Genomic DNA, 24,847 nt, shown 5'->3' on the forward strand with positions numbered 1-24,847 from the left:
TGCCGAGGCCTGTGATGAACGGGTGGGAGCTGCGCTATCATGGCGCCAGTTGTTTTCAGGTTGAATTAAGGACCGGTGGTTAATCTTAACCCCGTAGACAACTTGCACAGTTCTCAGGAGAGAAGAACGATGAAACGCATGACTGCCCTGTTCACCGTAGCCGCCGCCCTTGCCCTGGGCGCCCATTCCGCCATCGCCAAGGATGTGCAGCCCGACGAAGTGGTCAAGCTGGTAAATGCCAAGACCGTCAAGTCGCTGGACGAACTCAAGGCCGCCGCCGTGGCCAAGCACCCGGGTGCCACCGTCACCGACTCGGAACTTGAAGATGAGTACGGTCGCTACGTCTACAAGGTCGAGCTGCGCGACACGCAGAACGTCGAATGGGATGTGGCGCTGGACGCCAAGACCGGTGAAGTGCTGAAGGACGAGCGGGACAACTGATGATCCACCTACTGCGGCCGGCGCGCTACTTCGCGCTGGCGCTGCTGGCCGTGTGTTCCCTGGCCGTTGCCCGTGACCTGGACCAGGACGAAGCTCTGGAACTGCGCCAGAAGGGCATCATCCTGCCGCTCGAGCAGCTGTTGGAAACCGCCCTGGGGCGTCACCCCGGGGCGCGCCTGCTGGAGGCCGAGCTGGAAGAAGACGACAATCGCTACGAATACGAAGTCGAGTTGCTGACAGCTGAAGGCGTGGTGCGCGAGATCAAGCTCGACGCCAGCAGCGGTGCCCTGCTCAAAGACGAGGAAGACGACTGAATGCGCCTGTTGCTTGTCGAGGACAATGTACCGTTGGCCGATGAACTTACCGCCGGCCTGCAGCGCCAGGGCTACGCCGTGGACTGGCTGGCCGATGGCCGCGACGCGGTGTACCAGGGCCAGAGCGAACCCTACGACCTGATCATCCTGGACCTTGGCCTGCCGGGCCTGCCGGGCCTGGAGGTGCTGGCCCAGTGGCGTGCCGCCGGCCTGGCCACGCCGGTGTTGATCCTTACTGCCCGTGGCTCGTGGGCCGAGCGTATCGAAGGGCTGAAGGCCGGGGCCGATGATTACCTGAGCAAACCCTTTCACCCCGAAGAACTGCAGCTGCGCATCCAGGCGTTGTTGCGCCGTGCCCGTGGCCTGGCCAACCAGCCAACGCTGGAAGCGGCCGGCCTGCATCTGGACGAAAGCCGGCAGTGCGTGAACCGTGACGGCGTGGATATCCAGCTGACCGCCGCCGAGTTCCGCCTGCTGCGCTACTTCATGCTGCATCCGCAGCAGATCCTGTCCAAGAGCCACCTGGCCGAGCACCTCTACGACGGTGAAACCGAGCGCGACTCCAACGTGCTGGAAGTGCACGTCAACCACTTGCGACGCAAGCTGGGCCGCAGCGTCATCGAGACCCGCCGCGGGCAGGGCTACATCTACGCCGGGAGCGCCGCGTGAAGTCGATCCAGGCGCGCCTGAGCCTGGGCCTGGTGGCGGTGCTGGTGGTGGTCGGCCTGGTGCTTGCGCAGCTGACCCTGTGGTTGTTCGAGGTCGGCCTGCAGCGCTACCTGGAGAATGGCCTGCGCAAGGAAAGCGAAAACCTGCTGGTGGCCCTGGTGCGCGGGCCTTCGGGTCTGCAGCTGGATGAGCGGCGTATCTCGGCCGCCTACCAGCGGCCGTTTTCCGGCTATTACTTCCGCATCGATTTCGATAAAGGCACCTGGCGTTCCCGGTCGCTGTGGGATCTGGACATGCCCAAACCCGCCGCGCCGGGCCTTTCCGACAGCCACGAACTCGGCCCGGAAGGCCAGCAACTGCTTGCCCTGCGTGCCGACTACCGGCGCCTGGGCCAGGACATCTCGATCAGCGTGGCACAGGATTATTCACCGGTACGCGAAGGTTTCCGGCGCCTGCAGCAGATCGGCCTGGGCATGGGCCTGGTGGCGCTGATCCTGGTGCTGGTGTTGCAGCGCATCACCGTGACTCGCTCGCTGCGGCCGCTGGAGCGGGCACGCCAGCAGATCGCTCAGTTGCAGCAGGGCCAGCGCTCGCAGCTGGATGCCGAAGTGCCCAGCGAACTGGCGCCGCTGGTGGGGCAGATCAACCACCTGCTGAGCCATACCGAAGACAGCCTGCGCCGCTCGCGCAATGCCCTGGGCAACCTGGGCCATGCATTGAAGACGCCGCTGGCGGTGTTGCTGAGCCTGGCCTCCAGCGAGCGCCTGAAAGACCTGCCGGGTGTTCGCGCGCAGATGCGCGAGCAACTGGAGCAGATTCAGCAGCGCCTGGCGCGTGAGCTGAACCGTGCGCGCCTGGCGGGGGATGCGCTGCCTGGTGCGCAGTTCGACTGCGACGTCGAGCTGCCGGGGCTGCTGGGGACACTGGGCATGATCCATGGCGAGGGCCTGCTGCTGGCCAGGGATGTGCCGCCCGGGCTGCTGCTGCCTTGGGACCGCGAGGACATCCTGGAGCTGCTCGGCAACCTGCTGGACAACGCCTGCAAGTGGGCCGACAGCGAGGTGCGGCTGGGTATCGCACCGAATGCCGAGGGCTACCAGGTGTGGGTCGATGATGATGGCCCCGGTATCCCCGAGGGCCAGCGGCAGCAGGTACTGGAGCGCGGTTCGCGGCTGGACGAGCAGGTAGACGGGCACGGGCTGGGGTTGGGCATCGTGCGCGATATCGTCGAGGCCTGGGGCGGGCGCCTGGCGCTGCTGGATAGCCCGTTGGGCGGCTTGCGGGTAAGCATCGACTTGCCGCGCAAGGCTCGGTAATGCCGGGGCCGCTTTGCGGCCCATCGCCGGCAAGCCAGCTCCCACAGGTACAGCGTTGCTCTCGAGGTTGTCGCTGTACCTGTGGGAGCTGGCTTGCCGGCGATGGGCTGCAAAGCAGCCCCATTGTGGGAGCCGACAAGCATGACCCCGTGGGCCATATCACCACTGCAAAAAAATTGCAGTACAGCCGCATTTTTTTGAATTAGCCCAATCTCACCCCACCCGGCAAAATTCCCCCACGAAACCCTGTGGTTTCCATCTCTCCACGGACGGAGCCCCTTGTGCTATTGCGACCGCAATACGAGGCCCAGGCCACCTCGGCTGGGCTTTCTTTTTAACCAGAAAAACTACAGATTCCGATTACCTACATGCCTGCCTCGCGTTTCGAAAGTCGTTTGCAGCGGCTGTTGCCAGCGCCCCTGAATATTCCCCCCAAAGAATGGTTGCGTGCCGGTATCGGCGCGTTGTTCGGCCTTTTCCTCGCCGGCTGGCTGACCAGCATGGCCTACGGCCCCAGCATTGCCTTGCACCTGCTCGGCCCGCTGGCGGCTTCGGCCGTGCTGGTGTTCGCCGTGCACTCCGGCCCATTGGCCCAGCCCTGGCCTGTGCTGGGCAGCTACGCCTTGGCCGGTGCGGTCGGCCTGGCCATGCGCCAGGGCTTCGGCCCGCAGCTGTGGGTTGCCGCTGCAGCCCTGGGTATCTCGATTCTGGTGATGTGCCTGCTGCGCTGCCTGCACCCGCCAGGCGGCGGGGTGGCGGTGAGCGCGGTGCTGGCCGACCCCGGGCTTACCGCCATGGGCGACCACCTGCTGGAGCCGGTGCTGCTCAACGCGTTGATCCTGGTAGCGGTGGCGATCCTCTACAACCACCTCACCGGCGTGCGCTACCCGAAAGGCGCGGTGCCGCGCAAGGACCTGCACCACACCCATGACCCGCTGCCCAGCGAGCGGGTCGGCATCCGTGGGGAAGACCTGGATCAGGCTCTGGAAGAACTGGGCGAGTTCGTCGATGTCACCCGTGACGAACTGGAGCGCATCATCCTGGCCACCGAGCAACACGCCCTGCAGCGCAGCCTCGGCGGCATCACCGCGGCCTCGGTGATGTCCCGCGACGTGCAGTTCGCCACGCCCGACACCACTCTGGAGCAGGCCTGGAAACTGCTGGCCAGCCACCACCTGAAAACCCTGCCGGTACTGCAGCAGGGCAAGTTGGTGGGAATAGTCAGCCTCAGCGACCTGGTCGGCCCGGCCATGCAGCGTGGCCGCTTCAGTTGGCGCGGGTTGTTCGGCCGCAAGGCGGTGCGCATGGAGCAGGTGATGAGCCGCCGGGTAATCAGCGTCAGCAGCCAGCACCCGCTGGAGCGCTTGCTGCCATTGCTGTGCGAACAGGGCCTGCATTGCCTGCCAGTGCTCGATGCCGACCAGTTGGTGGGGGTGATCACCCAGACCGACCTGATCGCCGGCCTCAAGCGCCAGCTGCTCAGCAACGCCGAGGTTTCAGATAAGCGGGTCCCAGCGTTGTGACCAGTCGCTGGCGCCGGCGGCTACCAGCCGGCGCAGGATGGCAAAGGCCTGTTGCAGGGCTTCGCTGTCGCGCTTGCGCGGGTACACCAGGAAGGTCGGGTAGGTGAATTCCGGCGCCTGCGGTACCCGCTCGAACACCCCGCTGTCCAGATAGGCCTGCACTACCCGCGTGCGGAAGTAGCCACTGCCGCCCTGGTCGAGTATGAACTGCAAGGCCAGCGGGCCCAGGTTGAAACTCAGCGCCGGGCGCGCGCAGTCGGGCAGGGCGGCATCGTGCTGGCGACGGAAGGCTTCGCCCCAGTCGATATAGATGTACGGGTCTGGCTGGGCGACCCGGCGCACACGGATCAGCTTTTCCTCCATCAGCTGCTCCACCTGCAGGCCCGGGCCGTAGGTCGGCTGGTAGACCAGCGCGGCATCCAGCAGGCCCATCTCGACCTTGCGCAGCAGCGATTCGCCGTCGCTCACCTCGCTGCGGATGGCATGGCTGGGCAGCTCGCGATGCAGGGCACTGACCCAGTCGAGCAGCATCGGGTTGCCCAGGCTCACCTCAGCGCCCACGTGCAGCACTTGCTGGCAGCCTTCGGGCAGCGGCAGGTCGCGACGCGCCGCTTCCCAGGTTTGCACCATCTGGTTGGCGTAACTGACGAATGCCTCGCCGTCGCTGGTCAGGCTGGCGCCGTTGCGGCTGCGCACGAACAGCTGGCAGCCCAGTTGCTGCTCCAGGCGCTGCACCCGCGCGGTGATCGCCGTTTGTGACACGAACAGGCGTTCGGCGGCGGCGACCAGGCTGCCGCAACGCACGATTTCCAGAAAGGTACGGGCCTGATCGATGTCCATGAGCTGCTCGGTGGCTGAAGGGGTGGCCTATTCTAGAGGCTTTGCACCGTTATGGGGCGTTTTTGCGTTGTCTGCAAATTTGCAGGTCGGTTGTGACTTTAGTCCCATGGCGGCGCGGGTGTAGCGGTCCATACTCAAGTTTCGCCCTTCAATAACAACAAGTACCGGGTTTCTTTCGATATGAGCTACCAGCACAGCTACGCCCATTCCATTTCCGACCCTGCCGCTTTCTGGGCGGAGCAGGCCGCGCACCTGGCCTGGCACCGCAAGCCGGCCCTCACGCTGCAAGAAAATGCCGACGGTACCCACCGCTGGTTTGCCGATGGCCGCCTGAACAGCTGCTACCTGGCCCTCGATCACCAGATCGAGCAGGGCCGTGGCGAGCAGCTGGCGCTGATTTACGACTCGCCGGTGACCGGTGTGCAACAGGCCTACACCTACCACCAACTGCGTGACGAGGTGGCGCGCCTGGCCGGTTTGTTACGCCAGTTGGGGGTGAACAAGGGCGATGGCGTGATCATCTACATGCCCATGGTGCCGCAGGCGGCCATGGCCATGCTTGCCTGCGCGCGGATTGGCGCAGTGCACTCGGTGGTGTTCGGTGGCTTTGCCGCCAACGAGCTGGCCTTGCGCATCGACGATGCCCGGCCGACGCTGCTGCTGACGGCGTCCTGCGGGCTGGAGTTCGACCGGGTGATCGAATACAAGCCGCTGGTCGATCGTGCCCTGCAACTGGCCCGCCACCAGCCGCGCAACGTGCTGGTGCTGCAGCGCCCGCAGGCGCGTGCCCAGCTGCAGCCAGGCCGCGACCTGGACTGGCAGGCGGCATTGGCCAAAGCCGAGCCGGTGCCACCGGTGGAACTGGATGCGGGTGATCCGCTTTACATCATGTACACCTCTGGCACCACCGGCAAACCCAAGGGCATCGTGCGGGAAAACGGCGGCAATGCCGTCGCGCTGTGCTACGCCATGCGCCATATCTACGGCATGCAGGCCGGCGATGTGTGGTGGGGCATATCCGACGTGGGCTGGGTGGTTGGCCATTCGCTGATCGTCTATGGGCCGCTGATGAGCGGCTGCACCACGGTGTTCTACGAAGGCAAGCCGATCCGCACCCCGGATGCCTCGGCCTACTGGCGGGTGGTGGAGCAATACAAGGTCAATGCATTGTTCTGCGCGCCCACGGCCATGCGCGCCATCCGCAAGGAAGACCCCGAGGGGGAGCTGATCCGCAAGCACGACCTGAGCTCGCTGCGCCAGTTGTTCCTGGCTGGCGAGAAACTGGATTCCAGCACTCACGAATGGCTGGAACGGGTCAGTGGCAAGCCGGTGCATGATCATTGGTGGCAGACCGAGACCGGCTGGCCGGTCACCGCGCCCTGCGTAGGGCTGGAAGGCAGCGCGGCGAAGCCCGGGTCGAGCAACCGGGCGGTGCCGGGCTATCACGTGCGCGTGCTGGATGACGAGGGCAACCTGCTGGGGCCGAACCACCAGGGCTCGATCGTCATCGCCCTGCCATTGCCGCCCGGGTGCAGCCAGACGCTTTGGGGCGACCACGAGCGTTACCTGCAGGCTTACCTGCGGACTTACCCGGGGTATTACCACACGGGTGACGGTGGCTACCTGGACGATGACGGCTTCGTCTACATCATGGGGCGCACCGATGACGTGATCAATGTGTCCGGGCACCGGCTGTCCACCGGCGAGATGGAAGACCTGGTGGCACGCCACCCGGCAGTGGCCGAGTGCGCGGTGATTGGCGTGCATGACGAGATCAAGGGGCAGGTGCCGTTGGCGCTGGTGGTGCTCAAGGACGGCGAGGGCATTGCCGAGGCGCAGTTGCTGGTGGACCTGGTGGGCAGCGTGCGCGAGGAGATTGGCGCGTTGGCGTGTTTCAACCGGGTGCGGTTGGTGAAGCGACTGCCCAAGACCCGCTCCGGGAAGATTCTGCGGGCGGTGCTGCGCAAGATTGCCGACGGGCAGGACTATTTGCCGCCTTCGACCCTGGATGACCCGGCGGTGCTGGGGGAGATCGAGGCGGTGCTGGGGGATTTGCCCAGGGCTGGCTGAGGGTTTGACCTTGCTGGCCTCTTCGCGGGTAAACCCGCTCCTACAGGGATGTCACAGGCCTTGAGAACTGTGCAATACCTGTGGGAGCGGGCGTGCCCGCGAAGAGGCCGGCCCGGGCAAAGCAGTTCTAGGGTCCTACCTGATGCAGCTGCCCCAACCGGCTGCGCGTACGCATCAGGTCGGCAAGCGGCCCGCCCAGGCTTTCTTCCAGTGGCCGCTTGCCGATCACCAGCACCTGCCGGTCCTGGTCATACAGCACATCCACCAGGTTGACGAAGCGCTGCTGCGCCGCCAGGGAACATTCCGACAAGTCATCCAGCCCATCGATGATCCACTCATCGTATTGCCCGGCCAGCACCAGGTAGTCGATCACTGCCGTGGCCTTTTCGCACAGGTCGTCGAAGCCCAGCACCACCCGCCGGCCGTCCACCGCCAGTGCGCGCAGCGGGCGCTTGTTCACTTCCAGCATCACCGGCTGCGGCTCGGGCACATTCAGCGCCTGGCGCTGCGCTGCATTGCCCGGCCAGACATAGTGGCCCCGGGTAAAGCGCTGATGTTCGCGGTTGGCCGGCAGGCTGCGGAAATCGGTATCGCCCCCCACTTCCAGCACTTCCATCGCGCTGTTGATCAGGCGGATCACCGGCAGGAAGCGCTCGTGGTACAGCGGGTTGGGCAGCAGCCCTTCGGGTGCATAGTTGGACGTCACCAGCAGGAATACGCCACGGCTGAACAACGCATTGAACAGCCGCGTGAGCAGCATGGCATCGCCAATGTCGTGCACATGGAATTCGTCGAAGCACAGCACCTGGCAATCACCCACCAGCTCGTCGAGGGTCGCGCCCAGTGCATCATCCAGCGCCCGGTGGCGGTGCATGCCCTGGTGCAGGCGGGCAAAGAAGTCATGGAAGTGCAGGCGCAGCTTGGCCTGCACCGGCACGGCCTGGAAAAAGCCGTCGAGCAGCCAACTCTTGCCACGGCCCACCGAACCGTACAGGTACAGGCTGCGTGGCTGGCCTTGTTCGAGCTGCGCCAGCTGTTCGGCCATGCAGTGGATTACCCGGCGTTGGCCGTCGCTGAGTTGGTAACCGCGGCTGTGCGCCTTGTCCTCGAACCAGCCGAGCAGTTCGCTCTGGTTGGCGGCGGCGCCGCGCAGGCGTTGGCCAAGCTGGCGTAGCGGGGTAGGGATCCAGGCAGGCAAAAGCAAAGCTCCTTGGGCGATGGCAGGGCAGGGTGCAGCTTGCCCGAGGGCGGCCATTTTGACTAATACAGAAAGTGCGCGGCAATCATCGCCTGACGAGATAGGTTCGCCATGCAGGCGTACAGTAAAGGCTGGAACCGGTGCGAGGAGGGGCGAGCATGCACGCCGACTTTGATCTGCAGCGCTTCGTAGAGGCGCAGAACCCTGTGTATGACCAGGTGATGCAAGAGCTGCAGGCCGGGCGCAAGCGCAGCCACTGGATGTGGTACGTGTTTCCGCAGCTCGATGGCCTGGGCCACAGCGCCATGGCCGAACGCTATGCGCTGGCCGGTATCGACGAAGCCCGTGCCTACCTGGCTCATCCGCTGCTCGGCCCGCGCCTGCAAGCGTGCGTGACTGCGCTGCTGCAGCACCATGACAAGAGTGCCCGTGAAATGCTCGGCAGCCCTGACTACCTCAAGCTGCGCTCGTGCCTGACCCTGTTCGCCCAGGCCGCGCCCGGCAACCCGTTGTTCCAGCTGGCGCTGGTGCAGTTCTACGACGGTGAGCCGGACGCCCTGACGCTGGCCATGTTGCAGGGTTAGTTCAGGCCTTTTGCTCCAGTTGGCGCTCGATCATGTACTTCACTGCCAGCCGACGTTCTTTCAGGCGGCGCAAGTCTTCATCCTCGAAGTTGCCCGCCGAAATCGACTCGGCGGCCAGCACCTGGTTGTCGATGTCCATGTATTCGTCCAGCAGACGGTCCAGTGCCTTGTCCTGCTGTCGGCGCTGCTGGACGATTTCGCGCGGGTAGTGCAAGTCCTGGTAAAGATCGTGGGAGACAGGCATGGGGTCCTCCTTGGTCAATGCAGATGGTTCATCTGATTGGAAGGGAGGAATGCGATTGTGTTGAAGCCAAGCGGGCGGAAAGCGACGGATGGTCGCCTCGCCAACCGCGAAAATGACTAACTCGCTGTTTTTTGGTAATTTTTTTTCATCAGGGGGTTCACAGACCGAAAGTTTGTTGTTAAAGTGCCGCGCATTCCAAGACAACAACCCAGTTGTCACTCAGTTGGAATTGTCAGAGCAGCAGATGCTGCATCCGATACAGGGGCGTCGCCAAGCGGTAAGGCAGCAGGTTTTGATCCTGCCATGCGTTGGTTCGAATCCAGCCGCCCCTGCCATTTTCTTGCTTCAAACGTATCTCGGTCCGGTGCTTGGAAATACAAGCGCTGGGCTTTGTCGTTTCCACAGGTTTTGCCGAAGGCTCTGTTCGGTCACCTGGCCGTTCCAAGCATCTCGTTCAGCAAGCGGGCCAGTTCATCGGCCTGTACCGGCTTCTGGATCACCAGGCTGCCCGGCAACTCCAGTCCCTGCAACTCTGCATAACCGGTAAGAAGCACCACCGGCAGGTGCGGGTAGCGCTCGCGCGCCGCCAGGGCCAGTTGCGCACCGTTGAACTCAGGCATGGCGAAATCGCTCAGTAGCAGGTCGATCTGCTCATCCAGCAAGGCCAAAGCCTGTTCGCCACTGTGCGCCTGGCGTACCTGGTAGCCGTACTGGCGCAACACATCACCAAGCATGTCGCGTACCAGATGGTCGTCATCCACCAGCAGCACGGTGCGATTACAACCGCTTTCGCTAGTCGAGTGGCTGAGCAGCGACGGCATCGGTTCGTTGACGGCTTCACCCTTGACTGCCGGCAGATACACGGCCACCTGCGTACCACGCCCCGGCGTGGTGTCGATGCGCACGCCACCCCCGGACTGTTTGGCGAAGCCGAATACCTGGGCCAGGCCCAGGCCCGAACCCTTGCCGATATCCTTGGTGGTGAAGAACGGTTCGAACACCTTGGCCAACACCTCTTCGCTCATGCCGCAGCCGGTATCGCGGATACTCAGCATCACGTACTCGCCCGGGTCCGGGTCTTCCGGGCGCTGTGGACGTGCGTCGATCCGGGTGTTGCGGGTCGACAGCGTCAGCTGGCCACCGTCGGGCATGGCATCGCGGGCATTGATCGCCAGGTTGAGAATGATCATTTCGGTCTGGGTCGGATCGGTCAAGGCCTGCCACAGGGTTGGTTCCAGGTCCAGGCGCACCGAGACATTGCCGCCCAAGGTGCGGCGCAGCAACTCTTCCAGCCCGGCCAGGGTGCGGTTGAGGTTCAGCGCCACCGGCTCCAGGCGCTGGCGGCGGGAGAAAGCCAGCAACTGCGAGGTCAGCTTGGCGCCGCGCTCGCCGGCTTCGCGGATGTGCTTGAGCCGCGCACTGGCCTTTTCCAGGTCGGCTTTGGCCAGGTCGCGCTCAAGGAAGCTGGCGCCGGTGAGGATTACCGTCAGCAGGTTGTTGAAGTCGTGAGCCACACCGGCGGTCAGCTGGCCGACCGCTTCCAGGCGCTGCATCTGCTGCAGCGCGGCCTCGATGCGTTCGCGTTCGGCGATCTGCTCGCGCAGGCGGGCGTTGGCTTCGGCCAGGCCCAGGGCGGCCTCGCGCTCGCTGGTGATGTCGCGTGCCACCACATACAGCAGGGTGTCTTCCGGCACCACCACCCAAGACAACCAGCGCTGCTGACCACCGGCATCCAGGATGCGCCCGACAAAGCGGGCGCTGGTGCGCCCATGGGCGAGGGCGGCCAGTTCGGTGAGCATCAGTTCCTGGTCATGCTCGGGCAGCAGGTGCAGCAAGGACGACTGGCTCAGACGTTCGCGGGACAAGCCCAGGCTGGCTTCCCAGGCGGGGTTCAGCGCGACTGGGGTCAGGTCCTTGTTGAGCACGGCCAGCAAGTCTTGCGACAGCTCCCAGGCACGGTCGCGTTCGCGGGTGCGGCGCTCGACCCTTTCCCCCAGCATTTCGTTGAGCTGGCGCAGTGCCTGGGTGGCCAGGCGTTGGGTGTGGATGTCCTGCAACACCCCGGAAAAGCGCACGCACTGGTCGTTGACGAACCGGCTCTGGCCGCTGCTGAGCAACCAGCGCGGTTCCAGGCCGTCGGGTTGGGCGATGCGGAATTCGACCCGATACAGGCCGCCACCTTCCGGGCACATGGCCTGTTCCACCGCCTCGCGCACCTGCGGCAGGTCGTCGGGGTAGATGCCGGCGTAAAACACCTCGAGGCTCATTTCAGTATCGGTGGGTAGACCGAACAGGGTCTTGCAGCGGTCATCCCACAACAACAGGCCTTCCTGCGGGCGCATGTCCCATGTGCCCATGCCGGCAGCGTCGATGGCAATACGTGCACGTGCCTCGACGTCTGCCAGGGCCTCTTCGGCGCGGCGCCGGCGCTGGCGCTCCTGCACTTCGGTCAGGGCCCGGCGCACGGCCTTGGGCAGCAGCGGCAGGTTCTTCTTCAGCACATAGTCGGTGGCGCCCAGGCGGATCATTTCCACCGCATGTTCTTCGCCATAGATACCAGACAGGAAAATGAACGGAATGTCGGGTGCCAGGCGCTGGGCGATGGCCAGCACATCGGTGCCGGACGAGCCCGGCAGCACGCAGTCGCACAAGATCAGGTCGTAGTGGGCCTCGCTCAGGGCTTGCTCGACACCGGCATGGTCGAACACCAGCTGCGCCTGCACCTGCAACCCGCTGCGTTCCAGGCGCATCAGGGTCAGCTCGGCGTCCATCGAGTTGTCTTCGACCATCAGCAGTTTCAGCGGCGTTGGCTGCATCGTCGCGGCCACCTCAGATGCTGCCACGCCGGTTCAGGCGCAGCGAGCCGGGTGGCGGTTCGTTGAGTACCGCCCAGAACACCCCCAGGTCGGAAATGGCGGCGACGAATTCCTTGAACTCCACCGGCTTGACCACGTACGCGTTCACCCCCAGCTCGTACGCGCGCAGCAGGTCGGGCTCCTCGCGCGAGGACGTCAGCATCACCGTCGGGATACTGCGCAGCTCGGCGGTGGCGCGCACTTCCTTCAGCACCTCCAGGCCGTCGACCTTTGGCAGTTTCAGGTCCAGCAGCAACACGGCGGGGTTGCCATCGTCACGTTCGGCATAGGCATTGCGCCGAAGCAGGTAGTCGAGTGCCTCGGCACCGTCACGCAGCACGATGACCTCGTTGGCCAACTGGCTGCGCTCCAGCGCCAGGAGCGTCAGCTCCAGGTCCCGTGGGTTGTCTTCGACCAGCAGGATGGGTTTGAGCATGATGGTAGCGGTGCCTCAGGTAGTTGCGGGATGGCGCGGGAGGGTGAAGTGGAAGGTTGCACCCTGGCCAACCTTGCCATGGGCCCAGACCCGGCCGTCATGGCGTTCGATGATGCGACGCACGCTGGCCAGGCCGATCCCGGTGCCTTCGAAGTCTTCCATGCGGTGCAGGCGCTGGAACACGCCGAACAGTTTGTTGGCGTAGGCCATGTCGAAGCCCACGCCGTTGTCGCGAATACAGATCTCGGTTTCGCCCGGATGTTGCACGGCGCTGATGCCGATGCGCGCCGGGGTGCGCCCACGTGTGTATTTGATGGCGTTGGCCAGCAGGTTGTGCAAGGCCATGTTGATGAACGCCGGGTCACCGACCACCTTGGGCAGTTGGGCGATGTCCCAGACAATTTCGCGGTTTTGGTAGTCGGGCGCCAGTTCGCTGCGAATGGCCTCGACCAGGGCGTTGAGGTCGACCTCGGACAGGCGCAGGGCCGAGCGGCCCATTTGCGAGAAGTTGAGCAGGTTGTCGACCAGGCTTCCGGCAAAATGCGCGGCTTCCTCGATGTGCTGCAAAAAACGCCTGCCGCGCTCGCTGAGGCTCTGGCCCTCGATTTCGCCGAGCAGTTCGGAGTAGCCGGCAATATGGCGCAGGGGGGCGCGCAGGTCATGGGACACGCTGTAGGAAAACGCTTCGAGCTCCTTGTTCGAGCGGCGCAGCTCCCCAGCCAGCTGCGCCAGTTCCTCGGCCTTGCGCAGGACAATGCCGAGCACTGCCGTGCGCAACTCCTGCACGCCTTCGATGACCAGCGGGTGCCAGGGTTCACAGTAGCCGCGCAGTTTTTCCTGCCAGCTTTCGAAACTGTGCCGCGGGTCGAGGTTGCCCTGCGGCCCGACCTGTTTGTTCGGCTGCCCGGCCCAGTTCACCGTGCGCACCTGCTCGGGACGGAACCACAGCAGGTAGTGCGAGTGGATCTGCGAAATGGCCACTGCCAGCACACCGCCTGCATGGGCCGCGAGCTCGGGCAGTTCATCGATGTCGCGGCACAGGTTGTCGCTGTGGAACACGCTGTCTTCGCCACGCTGGGAGAGCCAGTGCACCAGGGCGTTTACCTGCGCGGCCGGAGGGGTCTTGCCGATCAGGTCGCAACGTTCGGCGGATATGACCGCGGCACCTTGGGCGCCGGCGAAGGCCAGCAGTACTTCGGGCAAGTCGCGCAGGCCGTCGCCGACACTGTCATGGTCGGCCATGGACGAGATCATGCGCACGATGTGCTGGCGCAGCTCCAGCAACTGGCGAGTGTTGGCGTGGGACTCGCGCGACTCGATCTGCAGCGACAGCACACTGGCCAGCAGTTCGCAGGCGGTACGGGTGCGCAGGTCCACCGGGCGTGGCTGTTCGTGGTGACAGGACACCAGCCCCCAGAGTTGCCCGTCGACCACGATCGACAGCGACATCGATGCCAGGGTACCCATGTTGCGCATGTACTGCAGGTGCACTGGCGACACGCTGCGCAGCGCGGCAAAGCTCAGGTCCAGCGGCTTGCCGGTGCGTGGGTTGGCAGCGGGCAGCAACGGCGAGGCCTGGTAGTTGGCGTCCTCGATCACGCGGATGCGGTTGATTCGGTACAGCTCGCGCGCCTGGCGCGGTATGTCCGAAGCGGGGAAACACAGGCCCAGGTAGCTCGGGTAGCCCGGGTCGGCCACCTCGGCCAGCACCTGGCCGTTGCCTTCGGCATCGAAGCGATAGGCCTTGACCCTGCCAAAGCCGGTGATGCGCTTGAGCTGCAGCACTGCTTGCTGCAGCAGTTCCTCGAGGCTGCCGGCCTGGTGCAGGCGGCCTACGAAGCTGCGCACCAGCGGGTAGTAGTCGCCTTGCCCGACAAGATCGGCCGGCAGGCGAGGGGGTTCGAATTCGGTGATCAGCACCTGGTCGTGACGATGGACCAGCAGGTGCAGGTTGCCACGATATGGAGCGTCCTGGCGCAGGTGTACATCGCTGATGTGGAACGGAAAGACCTCGTCCTGCGGCAGGCGGGCCAGGTGCAGGCGCAAGTCGAAGGCCCCGCTGACCAGTTCGGCGAACTCGCGACCTATCAGTTCACTGGCCGGTATGCCCAGCCAATGCTCGACATTTTCACTGGCCTGGAGTACCCGCATGTCGGTTTCGTCCAGCACCAGCAGAAAACCGTGGGGCTGGATGCTGCCAGGTAGCTGGATCGGCTCCTGGGCGCAGCGCTCGAGGGCTTGGGTGAGCGTGCTGTCTGCAATCATCTATGAAAACGCTCCTGTCGTGTCCGTCCATGCATGCCGCATGAGTCTAGGCAGGATGAAGGGAATACACCTTAACAGAATACCCGCCGGGATAACGGCCCTTGGCCATTTGAGGAGAATGCCGGCGATGCGTTCTGTGTCGTGTGGTTTTTTTTTCAGGTGGTAGCGCTTTTTGGCTAATACAAAAAAATGGCTCGATGCCAGTACCGTGATGTCGCGTCGCTGCTACGCTCAGCTCAGCAGACATCGACAAGGATAATAAGGTGACGGACCGCTACCTGGCCGCCCTGTTGGGCCTTATGTTGAGCAGCAGCGCAATGGCGGCGGACTTCCTGGTGGAAGTGCGGGTGCTGGTGCAGCGTGGCTGCATGCTGGTCAACCAGCCCCGCGATGCTGGGGCGCAGGCGCTGGGGCGCATCGATCTGGGCGCTGCTGCACGGCTGGATGGCCCTGGTGCGCCGCTCACCGGCGCGCTGCTGAGCCAGCGCCCGCCACGCCTGGAATGCAATCCCCACACCCCCTATCAGGTCCGCGTCGATGGTGGGCAGCATGGCGGCGTCGGCGAGTTGCGCTTTCTGGCCAGTGACGATGACACGGCCCGGCTCATCCCTTATCGCCTCTACCGCGACGCTGCCTGGCGCGAGCCGCTGGCGGTGAATGTGGCGCATTCGGCGCGGGTGCCGGACAGCGGCTCGGTCGAGCTGCCGTTGTACGCACGGATCGACAAGCTGGCCTGGGTACCGCCTGCCGGCCTGTACGCCGACCTGCTCAAAATCACGGTCACCTGGTAGGGATGCAACCATGTTCAAGGACGCGACGCCATGAACCGCACCTCGATCCTGCTGCTTTCCCTGGGCCCGCTGCTGGTGCCTGGCGGTGCCGCGCATGGCACCAGCACCGGTTTCATCCAGGCGCGGCTGGTGATCAGCACCGCTTGCCAGATCAGCAGCAACGAGACGCAACCGGCAACGGTGGGTAACCCGGGAGTGCTGGACTTCGGCGAGCGCGGTCCGAGCTGGCGCCAGCCGCTGCGCAGCCGGGTTGACGATGTGAGCGGCGAAGGCAGCCTGCAGATCAGTTGCACGCCCGAGGTGCGGGCGTTCAACGTGCGCATCAACGGCGGCCTGAATGGCAGTGACGGCATACGGCGGCTGAGCAACGGCCGCGAGCTGATCCCCTACCAACTGGCGATCGACCCAGGTGGTAACAGCCGCTACGGCATCGGCCAGGCGCGTGCCTTCACCATCAGCAGTACCCGGCAGATACCGATCCCCATCTACGGTGTGGTAGTGGCGCAACCGCGTGCGCTGCCAGCCGGCCTGTACCGTGACACCCTGAGGGTGACCCTGGACTGGTAACGACACAAGGAGACTTCGATGCGAACGAACCTTTCACGCTGCATCCTCGCCGGTCTGGGGCTGATGCTGACTTACCAGGCGCAGGCCGCCACCACCGGGACTATCGAGTCGACGCTGACCTTGACCGCAGCGTGTCAGGTCAACGGCAGCTCAGCCACATCGGGGACCGACTTCGGTACCTTGGACTTCGGCACTCACGATGCCTTGTTCAACACCGCCGACGGCCAGGTAATCGGCGGCGGCGGTGGGGCGATCAGCATTCTCTGTTCGGCTGGCACGGTACCAGTCATCCGCGTGGGTGCAGGTTCCCACGATGGCCAGTCGGCCGGGGGCAGCCGTGCGCTGGCGGATGGCGTCGGCAACTTCGTGCCGTACGACTTCTACACCGATGCCGGGCGTACGCAGGTGTTGGCCATCAACGGCACCATCACCTTGCCGCTCAGCAGTGGTGTGGCCCAGACCGTCAACCTGTATGGCCAGGCGCGCGGCAAGGTCGGCCTGCCGGCGGGGGAGTACACCGACACAGTGTCCGTCGAGCTGTCGTTCTGAACCATGCGCAGCTGGCTGGCGGGCAGCATGAGCGTCCTTGGCGTACTGCTGGCCGCGCCTCTGGATGCGGCGACCACCAGCAGCTTCCTGGTAACGGCGCAGATCGTCGCCGGGTGCCTGGTGGTGGGCGGCGTGACCAGCTACGGGACGCTCGACTACGGCTCGCAGTCGGCACTGGCCACCGGAACTCTCGGCACCTCGTTGGGCGGTACCACGGTGACCTTCCAGTGCACCCCGGGCGTGGCCTTGAGCATGAGCGTGGATGGCGGGCAGAACAGTGCCAGTGGCACACGCAACCTCAAACGCACGGGCGGCACGCAGGTGCTGGCCTACCAGTTGTACCGGGACGCGGCATACAGTCAGAGCCTGGGGATCGGCCAGAGCGTGGCCGTGGGCTATACCGACCCGACGGCGATCAAGCTGCCGGTGTACGGGCGGGTTCAGCTGACCGGCACGATGCCGGCGGGGACTTACACCGATGTGGTGCAAGTGACGGTGACCTGGTGAATGCATCGGCACCAATGACCAGTATCCAAGGAGAGCTTCATGGGGGCAGGCGCGAAGTGGGCGCGAGGATTGATCGGAGTATCGTGGCTGGCGAGCCTGCCAGCCTGGGCGGCCACCTCGGTGCTGATCTGGCCGATCGACCCGGTATTGGAGGCTGACCAGAAGGCTGGCGCACTGTGGCTGGAAAACCGCGGAACCGCACCGGCCAACCTGCAGGTGCGGGTGTTCGCCTGGCGCCAAGGTGATTACCAGGAACAGTACCAGGCACAGCGCGAGATCATTGGCAGCCCGCCGGTGGCCAACGTCGCCCCCGGGCAGAAGCAATTGATCCGCCTGACCCGCACCGGCCCCTCGCCAGTCGGCCAGGAGCAGGCCTACCGCATCATCATCGACGAAATCCCGCCCGCCATCCCGGTTGACAAGGCCGAGCCCGGCACCACCGCGGCGATCCGCCTGCAGATGCGCTACTCGGTACCCCTGTTCGTCTACGGCGAAGGCCTGTGGGGCAAGGCAGGCCCTGAGGGCAAGGGCAATGCCGAGGGCGTCGGCAAGCCGCAACTCAGCTGGCGCGCAGTGACCGTGCAGGGCAAGCCGTACGTGGAACTGCGCAACACCGGCCCGGTGCATGCACGCCTGACTGATGTGGTGGTGCAGCAGGGCAGCCAGAGCAAACCACTGGCCGATGGCTTGCTGGGTTATGTGCTGCCAGGGGCCAGCATGCGCTGGCCGGCACCGTTGGCACCGAGTGCCGGCAGTGTGCTGAAGGGGAGGGTAAACGGCCAGAGCAGCGCGGACGCCATCCGCCAAAGCCAATGAGCCTGCGCCTGAATGCCGCGCAGAGGCCGTGGAGAACCCGGCAATGGTTGGACACCGTGTGTGAGGTGGCTGACCCACCGTTGGTGCCTGGGGCTCGCCCTGGTCGGCCCAGGCCTGGTGCTGGCCGACGACCTGCCGCCACCACCTACGGAGATGTCCGCTATCGCCGATGCCACGTTGTACCTCGAGTTGCTGGTGAACCAGGTGCCCAGGGCTGAGCTGGTACCGGTGCAGCAGCGCGCCGGGCAGTTGTACCTGGACAGCGAGGTGTTGCGGGCGGCCGGCGTCTCGCTGCCGGGCAACCCCCAGGGCGAGGTGGCGCTTGAGGCCATCGTGGGGATGCATGCCGACTACGACAGCCAGAACCAGCGCCTGCTGCTGCAAGTGCCGCCGGCCTGGCTGCCCGACCAGCAACTGGGCGAACGCAACCTGTACCCGGCCAGCGATGCACGCAGTAGTTTTGGCGCCTTGTTCAACTACGACCTGTACCTGAACGACACCGATGACGGCGGCAGCTACCTGGCGGCCTGGAACGAACTGCGCCTGTTCGACAGCTGGGGAACGTTCTCCAGCAGCGGGCAGTGGCGCCAGTCGTTCAATGGTGCGCCGACCGACGATATGCGCCAAGGCTTCTTGCGCTACGACACTACCTGGCGCTTCACCGACGAGCAGCGCCTGCTGACCTACGAAGCTGGTGACCTGGTAACCGGGGCCTTGCCCTGGACCAGCTCGGTGCGGGTCGGTGGCCTGCAGTTGTCGCGCGATTTCGCTGTACGCCCCGACCTGGTCACCTATCCGCTGCCGGCGTTCTCCGGTGAAGCGGCGGTACCGACCTCGCTGGACCTGTTCATCAATGGCTACAAGTCCAGCACCAGCGAATTGCAGCCGGGTCCCTACACCTTGACCAACGTGCCGTTCATCAACGGCGCCGGGGAGGCGGTGGTGGTCACCACCGATGCCCTTGGCCGGCAGGTGTCGACCACCTTGCCGTTCTACGTCACCAGCAGCCTGCTGCAGCAGGGCCTGGCGGATTATTCGGTAGCGGCCGGCAGCCTGCGGCGTGACTACGGGGTGCGCGATTTTGCCTACGGCCCCGGGGTTGCTTCGGCCAGCCTGCGCTACGGGGTCAGCGACGTCTTCACCTTGGAGACCCATGCCGAAAGCGCCGAATCGCTGATGCTGGGAGGCCTGGGTGGCAACATGCGGCTGGGCAACTTCGGCGTGCTAAATGCGGCGCTGGCGCAGAGCCGGTTCGACGGCGACAAGGGCCACCAGGTCGCCCTCGGCTACCAGTACAACAGCCAGCGCATCGGCTTCAGCTACCAGCGCCTGCAACGCCATGGCGACTATGCCGACCTGACCCGGGTCGACAGCCGGGACATACAGCTGAGCCAGCGCAGCGAGCAGGTCACGCTGAGCCTGAACCTGAACGAATACGGCAACATCGGCGCCGGCTATTTCGATGTGCGTGCCGGCGACGGCACACGTACCCGGCTGATCAACCTGAGCTACAGCAGGCCGCTGTGGGGCAACAGCAGCGTTTATCTGTCGGCCAACCGTGAAGTGGGGGACAGCCAGTGGGCAGTGCAGGCGCAACTGGTGATCCCGTTCGACCTGCACGGCACCCTGGCCCTGGGCATGGAGCGCAGCCAGCAAGGCGAAACCCTGCAGCGGGTCAACTACAGCCGCGCGACGCCTGTGGGGGGTGGTGTCGGTTACAACCTGGGCTACGCCGCCGGTAGCGAGCGCGATGCCTACCGCCAGGCCGATGTCACCTGGCGCCTGCAGTCGGTGCAGTTGCAGGCCGGTTTGTATGGCAGCAGTGGAGAGATGACCCGCTGGGCCGACGCCAGTGGCTCGCTGGTTTGGATGGATGCCGGGCTGTTCGCTGCCAACCGTATCGACGATGCCTTCGTGTTAGTCAGCACCAGTGGTTACGCCGACGTGCCGGTGCGCTATGAAAACCAGGAGGTCGGCCGTACCGATGCCGATGGTCACCTGCTGGTGCCGTACAGCAGCGGTTACTACCGCGGCAAGTACGAGATCGACCCCATGGGCTTGCCGCCGGACATCCTCGCGCCGGAAGTGGAACAGCGGGTGGCGGTGCGCCGAGGCAGCGGCTACTTGCTGGAGTTCCCGCTCAGGCGCGTGCTGGCGGCCAGCCTCGAACTGGTGGACGCCGAACAGCAGGTACTCAAGCTGGGCAGCCGTGTCACCCATGCAGAAAGTGGCAGCCAGGCGGTGGTCGGTTGGGATGGCCTGGTTTATCTGGAGAACCTGACGCCGCATAACCGACTGCTGGTTGAGTTGCAGGGGGGCGGGCATTGCCAGGTGGCGTTCGATCTGCCTGAGTCGCAAGGTTCGATCCCGTTGATTGGCCCGTTGGTGTGCAAGTGAAGGCCTGCTGGCGTGGTTTGTGGGCATGCGCCTTGTTGTTGTGGGCGGGCTCGGCCTGGGCCAAGTGCACGTCAGTGTTGACTGCGCCGGCGGCGTTTGGTTCGCTCAACTCGACTCAGGTACGTGGCACGGTCCAGACAGCTTCCAGCACCAACTCGGGCCTGCAATGCAACGGTTCGGTGATCAGCGTGCTCAGTAGCACCGACTCCTTCAAGATCAAGATCACCTCCACCACCAGCGGCCTGGTAGGGCCTACCGGGGATGTGATCCCCTACACCCTCTATGCCGACGCCACAACCAACTATCCGATCACCCGTGGCACCCCCTTCGAATTCAGGACCACCGGCATCCTCGACTTGCTCGGGTTGCTTAACGGTACACCGAAGAATGTGCCTATCTACATGCGCACGCAGGTGGGCAGCAACGTATCGGCGGGGCTATATCAGGAAATCCTCGATGTCGAGTGGACCTGGGACTATTGCGACGGGATTGGTGTTGGCGGGCTTTGCATAGGGCGAGACCAGGGCTCCGGTACCAGGACCCTGCTGGTAAGCATGACGGTGACCAACGACTGCCAGATCACCACGCCCAGCATCAACTTCGCCAGCGCGCCGGTGGTGGCGGGGTTCGGCACGGTGAGCCAGAGCCTGAGCGTGTCGTGCACCAAGGGCAGCAACTACACGGTGGGCCTGGATGACGGGCAGAACGTGGCCAATGGTCGACGGCGGATGAAGTCGGCGGCCAACAACTACCTGGCCTATGACATTTTCAAGGGCGCCGGGGCGGTGCGCTGGGGTTCGACAGGGGCTGCGCGGCGGGCCAGTGCCGATGCCGATGTGAACCCCAACACGGGGACCGGCACCGGTAGCCAGGTGTTCAACTACAACGCCAAGGTCTACACCGACCAGGCTACACCACCGGCTGCGACCTATACCGACAGCGTGATTCTGGATGTGCAGTTCTGAGCGCAGGGACCTTGTGGGAGCGGCGGTTAGCGTAACCTGTGGGAGCGGCTTTAGCCGCGAAGAATCCAACGCGGTGCATGGCACCGGCTACGCCGGTGTTCGCGGCTAAAGCCGCTCCCACAGGGTCCCTGCTAATTCCATGAGTCATGTGCAGTCCTGTGAGAGCCGACTTGCCGGCGATGGGCCGTTTCAGTCAGCGCAAATCGCCAACCATCTTCGCCAAGGTCTCAAGCACCGCCCCGGCCAACGCCTTCGAGCGCGCCCCCGACCACCCGGTGACGGCATCCGGCGCGTCGTCATGGTCCTTGAACGGCATTTCCAGGGTCAGTGACAGGCAGTCATGCGCCATCCCCACCGCATTGCAGGCCAGCGTCGTGTTGGCTTGCCCCGGTTCGTCGCGGGTATAGCCATGCACGGTCTGGAAGTCGCGGGTCAGGCTGCACAGGGTGCTGCGGAACTGCTCCTCCAGTTTGGCCAGACGCGGTGTGTAGCCCGGGTTGCCCTCGCAGGCCGCGGTGAACACATGGGGAATTTCTTCGTCGCCATGCACGTCGATGAACGCATCCACGCCGTGTTGCTTCATCTGTGCCTGGGCGAAGAAGACCTCGGGGCTGAGCTCGACGCTGGCGTCCTGCCAGGCACGGTTGAGGTCCTTGCCCTTGAAGTTGGTGCGCAGGTGGCCGAGGAAGGCACCGTCGGGGTTCATGTTGGGGATCAGGTACAGGTCGGCCTTGGCCAGCAACTGCCGGATCACCTCGTCGTTGGCCTGCAAGCGGTCGATCACGCCCTCCATGAACCATTCGGCCATGTGTTCGCCCGGGTGTTGCTGGGCAATCAGCCACAGCTTGCGCTTGCCTGCGGCACCATCACCGGCACGCAGCAGGGGAATGTCGCGGCCCTGTACGCTGCGGCCACTGGCGAGCAATTCCACCCCCGGCAGTTGCCGTGCACGTTCGATCAGCTGGTTGTGACGAGCGCGCGGGTAGGGCTCGAAGTAGGCGAACCAGATGTGCGGCTGTTCGGCCTTTATCTCGAACGACAGCGCCGTGCCGTCGAACTGGCTGGGGACGCGGAACCAGGTTTGCTGGTCGTAGGAGGCCACGGCGTTGTAGCCGCTCCAGGCGTTCTTGTAGGAGGAACCGGAGGCATTGTCGAGGCTGAAGCGATGGACCTGGCCTGGCGTCAGCCCGCTGACCTTGAAGTGGAACCACTGGTAGTGGCCACTGTGGGTGTCCGGGCGGATGGCCAGGTGCACCCGGGCCGGGTTGCTGGCATCCAGCACCTGGATGTTGCCGGAGTCGAAATCGCAGTCGATCTGCAGGGGGGACAGCGTCACGGTCATGTGCCGGGCTCCTTCTGGGGGCTTTGTTGTGAGGGTACTGTACACGGCTTGACAGGGTTGCTGTGCGAGATCAGGCGACGCGGGGGCGATCTCATATGTTTCCTACAGGCTATTTGAAGAACTGACTCGGCGTGATACCGAACTGGCGCTTGAACATGCTGGCGAAGGCACTGGGGCTGTCATACCCCAGCGTCCCCGCCACATCGATGATCCGCTCGCCCAGGGCGATCAGCTCCAGTGCCTGCATCAGCCGCGCCTGCTGGCGCCACTGGCCGAAGGTCATGCCGGTTTCCTTGCGGAACAGGCGCTGGATGGTCTTTTCGTCCACTCCCAGCTGCTGGCCCCAGTCGGCCACGGTGGCGTTATCGTCAGGCCGCTCGTGCAGCGCGGAGCAGATCGCCTGCAGGCGCTTGTCGCCGGGCTGCGACAGCTTCAGCGGCAAGGTCGGCAGCACGCAGATCTCGTCGAGGATCAGGCGCATCACCCGGGCTTCACGCGAGTCTTCGGCAAACGGCGCGGTAAAGCCTACGGAGGCCTTGATCAGTTCGCTGAGCAACGGCGAGATGCTGATCGCCTTGCTCTGCAGGGGCAACTGCACTGCCGCGTCGGCGCGCACGAACACACTGCGCATCTTCACCTCGCCCACGCAGCGTATCGCGTGCACCTGGCCGCAAGGCATCCATACGCCGCGGCTGGGAGGCACGGTCCAGCGTTCGTTACCGGACTCGACGATCATCAGGCCTTTGGTGGCATAGATCAGTTGATGCTTGGCATGGCTGTGGGGCTCGATGAACCAGTCGGTCGGGTAGTCCGTCGCACGGCTGCCCACCTCCCAGCTCCACTCATCCACCTCCACCAGCAATTCGTGCTGCGGCTTCAGCATTTCGACCTCTTGTACGGGCAGCCTGGCACGCCCACTTTAACAGCAGCGGCTGGGGCGGGCTTGCGAGCGGGTTGCCGGCAGCAGCGCGGTGGCCAGCCCCAGCAGCGGCAGGAACGAGATGATCTGGTACACCCACTCGATGCCATGCCGGTCGGCCAGTTCGCCAAGCCCGGCGGCGCCGATGCCGCTGATACCGAACATCAACCCGAACATCACCCCCGACACCATGCCGACCCGGCCCGGCGCGGCCTCCTGGGCATACACCACCAGGGCGGCGAAGGCCGAGGACATCACCAGACCGATGGCCACCGCCAGTACCGCCGTCCAGGCCAGGTTGGCGTAGGGCAGGGCGAGGGCGAAGGGCGCCACGCCGAGGAACGAGACCCAGATCACCGCCTTGCGCCCGATACGGTCACCCACCGGGCCACCAGCGAAGGTGCCCAGGGCCACGGCCGCGAGGAACACGAACAGGTACAGCTGGCTGTGCTGCACGCTCAGGCCGAAATGCTCGATCAGGTAGAAGGTGAAATAGTTGGTGAACGAGGCGATGTAGACGAACTTGGCGAACATCAGCACGGCGATGACCGCCACGGCGCGCCACATGGCGCCACGCGACAGGCCGGGGGCCTGCTGGCCGGCGAAGGTCTTGAGCCGGGTCTGGCCGTGACGCACGGTCCAGCCGGTCACCCGCAGCAGCACGAATACCGCCAGCGCGGCCGCCAGCATGAACCAGGCGATGGCCGGCTGGCCGTGCGGAATGACGATGGCAGCGGTCAACAGCGGGCCGAGGGCCGAGCCGGTGTTGCCACCGACCTGGAAGGTCGATTGCGCGGTGCCAAAGCGCCCGCCGGAGGCCATCCTGGCCACTCGCGAGGCTTCGGGGTGGAAGGTCGCCGAGCCCACGCCGACCACCGCGGCGGCCACCAGCAGCATTTCATAGCTGCTGGCGAAGGCGAGCAGGGCGATGCCCACCAGCGTCACCAGCATGCCGGCCGGCAGCAGGTAGGGCTGCGGGCGCTTGTCGGTGTACAGGCCGACCCAGGGTTGCAGCAAGGACGCGGTCACCTGGTAGATGAGGGCGATCCAGCCGATCTGGGCAAAGCTGAGTGCGAAATCGCTCTTGAGCATCGGGTAGATGGACGGCAGCACGGCCTGGATCAGGTCGTTGAGCAGGTGGGCGAATGCCGCAGCGCCGACGATGCGGACCAGAAAGCCCTGGGGTTGGTCGGCAGGTGTGGTGGCGGCCATGGAGGCGGTGGAGGTCGTCATGGGCGA

23 protein-coding genes and 1 tRNA gene are annotated in these 24,847 nt (G+C 64.8%); 15 read left to right on the forward strand and 9 right to left on the reverse strand.

The annotated features are described in order from the left end of the window. Positions 1-129: 129 nt before the first annotated feature. From AC2T3R_RS09215 to AC2T3R_RS09235, 5 genes are all read left to right on the forward strand, one after another. On the forward strand, positions 130-441 hold the full coding sequence (locus AC2T3R_RS09215; protein WP_003256549.1) for a PepSY domain-containing protein: 312 nt from the start codon (positions 130-132) through the stop codon (positions 439-441). Further along, on the forward strand, positions 441-755 hold the full coding sequence (locus tag AC2T3R_RS09220; RefSeq protein ID WP_410952169.1) for a PepSY domain-containing protein: 315 nt from the start codon (positions 441-443) through the stop codon (positions 753-755). The genes AC2T3R_RS09215 and AC2T3R_RS09220 overlap by 1 nt, the downstream gene beginning before the upstream one ends. After that, positions 756-1,424 carry a response regulator transcription factor gene (locus tag AC2T3R_RS09225; RefSeq protein ID WP_013971919.1) on the forward strand — a complete coding sequence of 223 codons (669 nt, stop codon included), beginning with the start codon at positions 756-758 and terminating at the stop codon, positions 1,422-1,424. Then, entirely contained in the window at positions 1,421-2,740 is a 1,320-nt protein-coding gene (locus AC2T3R_RS09230) for an ATP-binding protein (protein WP_486744959.1), read from the forward strand. The genes AC2T3R_RS09225 and AC2T3R_RS09230 overlap by 4 nt, the downstream gene beginning before the upstream one ends. A gap of 368 nt (positions 2,741-3,108) precedes the next feature. Beyond that, a complete protein-coding gene (locus AC2T3R_RS09235; RefSeq protein WP_041506157.1) occupies positions 3,109-4,263 on the forward strand; it encodes an HPP family protein in 1,155 nt (384 codons plus the stop codon). On the opposite strand, the gene AC2T3R_RS09240 is transcribed toward AC2T3R_RS09235, so the two are convergent. Next, positions 4,237-5,103: a LysR family transcriptional regulator gene (locus AC2T3R_RS09240; RefSeq protein WP_023663489.1), complete on the reverse strand. Its 867-nt coding sequence runs from the start codon at positions 5,101-5,103 to the stop codon at positions 4,237-4,239. The two genes, AC2T3R_RS09235 and AC2T3R_RS09240, sit on opposite strands and share 27 nt — an antisense overlap. A gap of 180 nt (positions 5,104-5,283) precedes the next feature. Between AC2T3R_RS09240 and AC2T3R_RS09245 the strand changes: the two genes are divergently transcribed. Continuing rightward, positions 5,284-7,173, forward strand: a complete 1,890-nt coding sequence (locus tag AC2T3R_RS09245; RefSeq protein ID WP_486744960.1) for a propionyl-CoA synthetase — start codon at positions 5,284-5,286, stop codon at positions 7,171-7,173. A 127-nt stretch (positions 7,174-7,300) separates the two neighbouring features. Here the strand turns inward: AC2T3R_RS09245 and zapE are convergent, their stop codons facing one another. Then, positions 7,301-8,371, reverse strand: coding sequence for a cell division protein ZapE (gene zapE, locus AC2T3R_RS09250; protein ID WP_015269727.1), 1,071 nt, complete (start codon positions 8,369-8,371; stop codon positions 7,301-7,303). A 158-nt stretch (positions 8,372-8,529) separates the two neighbouring features. Between zapE and AC2T3R_RS09255 the strand changes: the two genes are divergently transcribed. After that, positions 8,530-8,955 carry a DUF1810 domain-containing protein gene (locus tag AC2T3R_RS09255; RefSeq protein ID WP_003256418.1) on the forward strand — a complete coding sequence of 142 codons (426 nt, stop codon included), beginning with the start codon at positions 8,530-8,532 and terminating at the stop codon, positions 8,953-8,955. A 1-nt stretch (position 8,956) separates the two neighbouring features. On the opposite strand, the gene AC2T3R_RS09260 is transcribed toward AC2T3R_RS09255, so the two are convergent. Then, a complete protein-coding gene (locus AC2T3R_RS09260) occupies positions 8,957-9,199 on the reverse strand; it encodes a DUF465 domain-containing protein (RefSeq protein WP_013971925.1) in 243 nt (80 codons plus the stop codon). Between the two features lie 260 nt (positions 9,200-9,459). Between AC2T3R_RS09260 and AC2T3R_RS09265 the strand changes: the two genes are divergently transcribed. Next, positions 9,460-9,534: transfer RNA gene (locus AC2T3R_RS09265), tRNA-Gln, on the forward strand. Between the two features lie 93 nt (positions 9,535-9,627). Here AC2T3R_RS09265 and AC2T3R_RS09270 read toward each other — a convergent pair. Genes AC2T3R_RS09270 through AC2T3R_RS09280 form a run of 3 tightly spaced genes read right to left on the reverse strand, consistent with a single transcriptional unit; the run spans position 9,628 to position 14,755 of the window. Then, positions 9,628-12,015, reverse strand: a complete 2,388-nt coding sequence (locus tag AC2T3R_RS09270) for a hybrid sensor histidine kinase/response regulator (RefSeq protein ID WP_100413134.1) — start codon at positions 12,013-12,015, stop codon at positions 9,628-9,630. Positions 12,016-12,028: 13 nt separating this feature from the next. Further along, positions 12,029-12,490: a response regulator gene (locus AC2T3R_RS09275; protein ID WP_015269730.1), complete on the reverse strand. Its 462-nt coding sequence runs from the start codon at positions 12,488-12,490 to the stop codon at positions 12,029-12,031. 15 nt (positions 12,491-12,505) lie between these two features. Then, positions 12,506-14,755 carry an ATP-binding protein gene (locus tag AC2T3R_RS09280; RefSeq protein WP_410952165.1) on the reverse strand — a complete coding sequence of 750 codons (2,250 nt, stop codon included), beginning with the start codon at positions 14,753-14,755 and terminating at the stop codon, positions 12,506-12,508. Between the two features lie 263 nt (positions 14,756-15,018). Here AC2T3R_RS09280 and AC2T3R_RS09285 point away from each other — a divergent pair, with 263 nt between their 5' ends. The 7 genes from AC2T3R_RS09285 to AC2T3R_RS09315 all read left to right on the forward strand — a co-directional run bounded on the left by AC2T3R_RS09285 (position 15,019) and on the right by AC2T3R_RS09315 (position 21,347). After that, positions 15,019-15,546, forward strand: a complete 528-nt coding sequence (locus tag AC2T3R_RS09285) for a Csu type fimbrial protein (protein ID WP_405047146.1) — start codon at positions 15,019-15,021, stop codon at positions 15,544-15,546. A gap of 30 nt (positions 15,547-15,576) precedes the next feature. Continuing rightward, the gene (locus tag AC2T3R_RS09290) at positions 15,577-16,113 is read left to right on the forward strand and encodes a Csu type fimbrial protein (protein ID WP_410952164.1); all 537 of its coding nucleotides are present in this window, start codon (positions 15,577-15,579) and stop codon (positions 16,111-16,113) included. An 18-nt stretch (positions 16,114-16,131) separates the two neighbouring features. Then, positions 16,132-16,662 (forward strand): Csu type fimbrial protein, encoded by a 531-nt coding sequence (locus tag AC2T3R_RS09295; RefSeq protein WP_054573133.1) that lies wholly within the window; start codon positions 16,132-16,134, stop codon positions 16,660-16,662. 3 nt (positions 16,663-16,665) lie between these two features. Further along, positions 16,666-17,169 carry a Csu type fimbrial protein gene (locus tag AC2T3R_RS09300; RefSeq protein WP_486744961.1) on the forward strand — a complete coding sequence of 168 codons (504 nt, stop codon included), beginning with the start codon at positions 16,666-16,668 and terminating at the stop codon, positions 17,167-17,169. 39 nt (positions 17,170-17,208) lie between these two features. Next, positions 17,209-17,985 carry a fimbrial biogenesis chaperone gene (locus AC2T3R_RS09305; protein ID WP_023662546.1) on the forward strand — a complete coding sequence of 259 codons (777 nt, stop codon included), beginning with the start codon at positions 17,209-17,211 and terminating at the stop codon, positions 17,983-17,985. A 99-nt stretch (positions 17,986-18,084) separates the two neighbouring features. After that, positions 18,085-20,382, forward strand: a complete 2,298-nt coding sequence (locus AC2T3R_RS09310; protein WP_486745270.1) for a fimbria/pilus outer membrane usher protein — start codon at positions 18,085-18,087, stop codon at positions 20,380-20,382. Next, positions 20,379-21,347, forward strand: coding sequence for a Csu type fimbrial protein (locus AC2T3R_RS09315; RefSeq protein ID WP_486744962.1), 969 nt, complete (start codon positions 20,379-20,381; stop codon positions 21,345-21,347). The genes AC2T3R_RS09310 and AC2T3R_RS09315 overlap by 4 nt, the downstream gene beginning before the upstream one ends. A 193-nt stretch (positions 21,348-21,540) precedes the next feature. Here the strand turns inward: AC2T3R_RS09315 and AC2T3R_RS09320 are convergent, their stop codons facing one another. The 3 genes from AC2T3R_RS09320 to AC2T3R_RS09330 form a co-directional block, all read right to left on the reverse strand. After that, complete coding sequence (locus AC2T3R_RS09320) at positions 21,541-22,689, reverse strand: M14 family metallopeptidase (protein WP_024086645.1); 1,149 nt, start codon at positions 22,687-22,689, stop codon at positions 21,541-21,543. Between the two features lie 109 nt (positions 22,690-22,798). Continuing rightward, the gene (locus AC2T3R_RS09325) at positions 22,799-23,572 is read right to left on the reverse strand and encodes an AraC family transcriptional regulator (protein WP_023662542.1); all 774 of its coding nucleotides are present in this window, start codon (positions 23,570-23,572) and stop codon (positions 22,799-22,801) included. A 36-nt stretch (positions 23,573-23,608) separates the two neighbouring features. Further along, positions 23,609-24,841: an MFS transporter gene (locus AC2T3R_RS09330; protein WP_486744963.1), complete on the reverse strand. Its 1,233-nt coding sequence runs from the start codon at positions 24,839-24,841 to the stop codon at positions 23,609-23,611. Between the last annotated feature and the right edge of the window lie 6 nt (positions 24,842-24,847).

The organism is Pseudomonas sp. PVC-5-1 (assembly GCF_057444345.1).

What these genes read in the sequence shown, in the direction of transcription:
- AC2T3R_RS09215 (WP_003256549.1), top strand. Translation starts at nt 130, where the DNA reads ATGAAACGCATGACTGCCCTGTTCACCGTAGCCGCCGCCCTTGCCCTG.
- AC2T3R_RS09220 (WP_410952169.1), top strand. Translation starts at nt 441, where the DNA reads ATGATCCACCTACTGCGGCCGGCGCGCTACTTCGCGCTGGCGCTGCTG.
- AC2T3R_RS09225 (WP_013971919.1), top strand. Translation starts at nt 756, where the DNA reads ATGCGCCTGTTGCTTGTCGAGGACAATGTACCGTTGGCCGATGAACTT.
- AC2T3R_RS09235 (WP_041506157.1), top strand. Translation starts at nt 3,109, where the DNA reads ATGCCTGCCTCGCGTTTCGAAAGTCGTTTGCAGCGGCTGTTGCCAGCG.
- AC2T3R_RS09240 (WP_023663489.1), bottom strand. Translation starts at nt 5,103, where the DNA reads ATGGACATCGATCAGGCCCGTACCTTTCTGGAAATCGTGCGTTGCGGC.
- AC2T3R_RS09245 (WP_486744960.1), top strand. Translation starts at nt 5,284, where the DNA reads ATGAGCTACCAGCACAGCTACGCCCATTCCATTTCCGACCCTGCCGCT.
- AC2T3R_RS09255 (WP_003256418.1), top strand. Translation starts at nt 8,530, where the DNA reads ATGCACGCCGACTTTGATCTGCAGCGCTTCGTAGAGGCGCAGAACCCT.
- AC2T3R_RS09260 (WP_013971925.1), bottom strand. Translation starts at nt 9,199, where the DNA reads ATGCCTGTCTCCCACGATCTTTACCAGGACTTGCACTACCCGCGCGAA.
- AC2T3R_RS09270 (WP_100413134.1), bottom strand. Translation starts at nt 12,015, where the DNA reads ATGCAGCCAACGCCGCTGAAACTGCTGATGGTCGAAGACAACTCGATG.
- AC2T3R_RS09275 (WP_015269730.1), bottom strand. Translation starts at nt 12,490, where the DNA reads ATGCTCAAACCCATCCTGCTGGTCGAAGACAACCCACGGGACCTGGAG.
- AC2T3R_RS09280 (WP_410952165.1), bottom strand. Translation starts at nt 14,755, where the DNA reads ATGATTGCAGACAGCACGCTCACCCAAGCCCTCGAGCGCTGCGCCCAG.
- AC2T3R_RS09290 (WP_410952164.1), top strand. Translation starts at nt 15,577, where the DNA reads ATGAACCGCACCTCGATCCTGCTGCTTTCCCTGGGCCCGCTGCTGGTG.
- AC2T3R_RS09295 (WP_054573133.1), top strand. Translation starts at nt 16,132, where the DNA reads ATGCGAACGAACCTTTCACGCTGCATCCTCGCCGGTCTGGGGCTGATG.
- AC2T3R_RS09300 (WP_486744961.1), top strand. Translation starts at nt 16,666, where the DNA reads ATGCGCAGCTGGCTGGCGGGCAGCATGAGCGTCCTTGGCGTACTGCTG.
- AC2T3R_RS09305 (WP_023662546.1), top strand. Translation starts at nt 17,209, where the DNA reads ATGGGGGCAGGCGCGAAGTGGGCGCGAGGATTGATCGGAGTATCGTGG.
- AC2T3R_RS09320 (WP_024086645.1), bottom strand. Translation starts at nt 22,689, where the DNA reads ATGACCGTGACGCTGTCCCCCCTGCAGATCGACTGCGATTTCGACTCC.
- AC2T3R_RS09325 (WP_023662542.1), bottom strand. Translation starts at nt 23,572, where the DNA reads ATGCTGAAGCCGCAGCACGAATTGCTGGTGGAGGTGGATGAGTGGAGC.
- AC2T3R_RS09330 (WP_486744963.1), bottom strand. Translation starts at nt 24,841, where the DNA reads ATGACGACCTCCACCGCCTCCATGGCCGCCACCACACCTGCCGACCAA.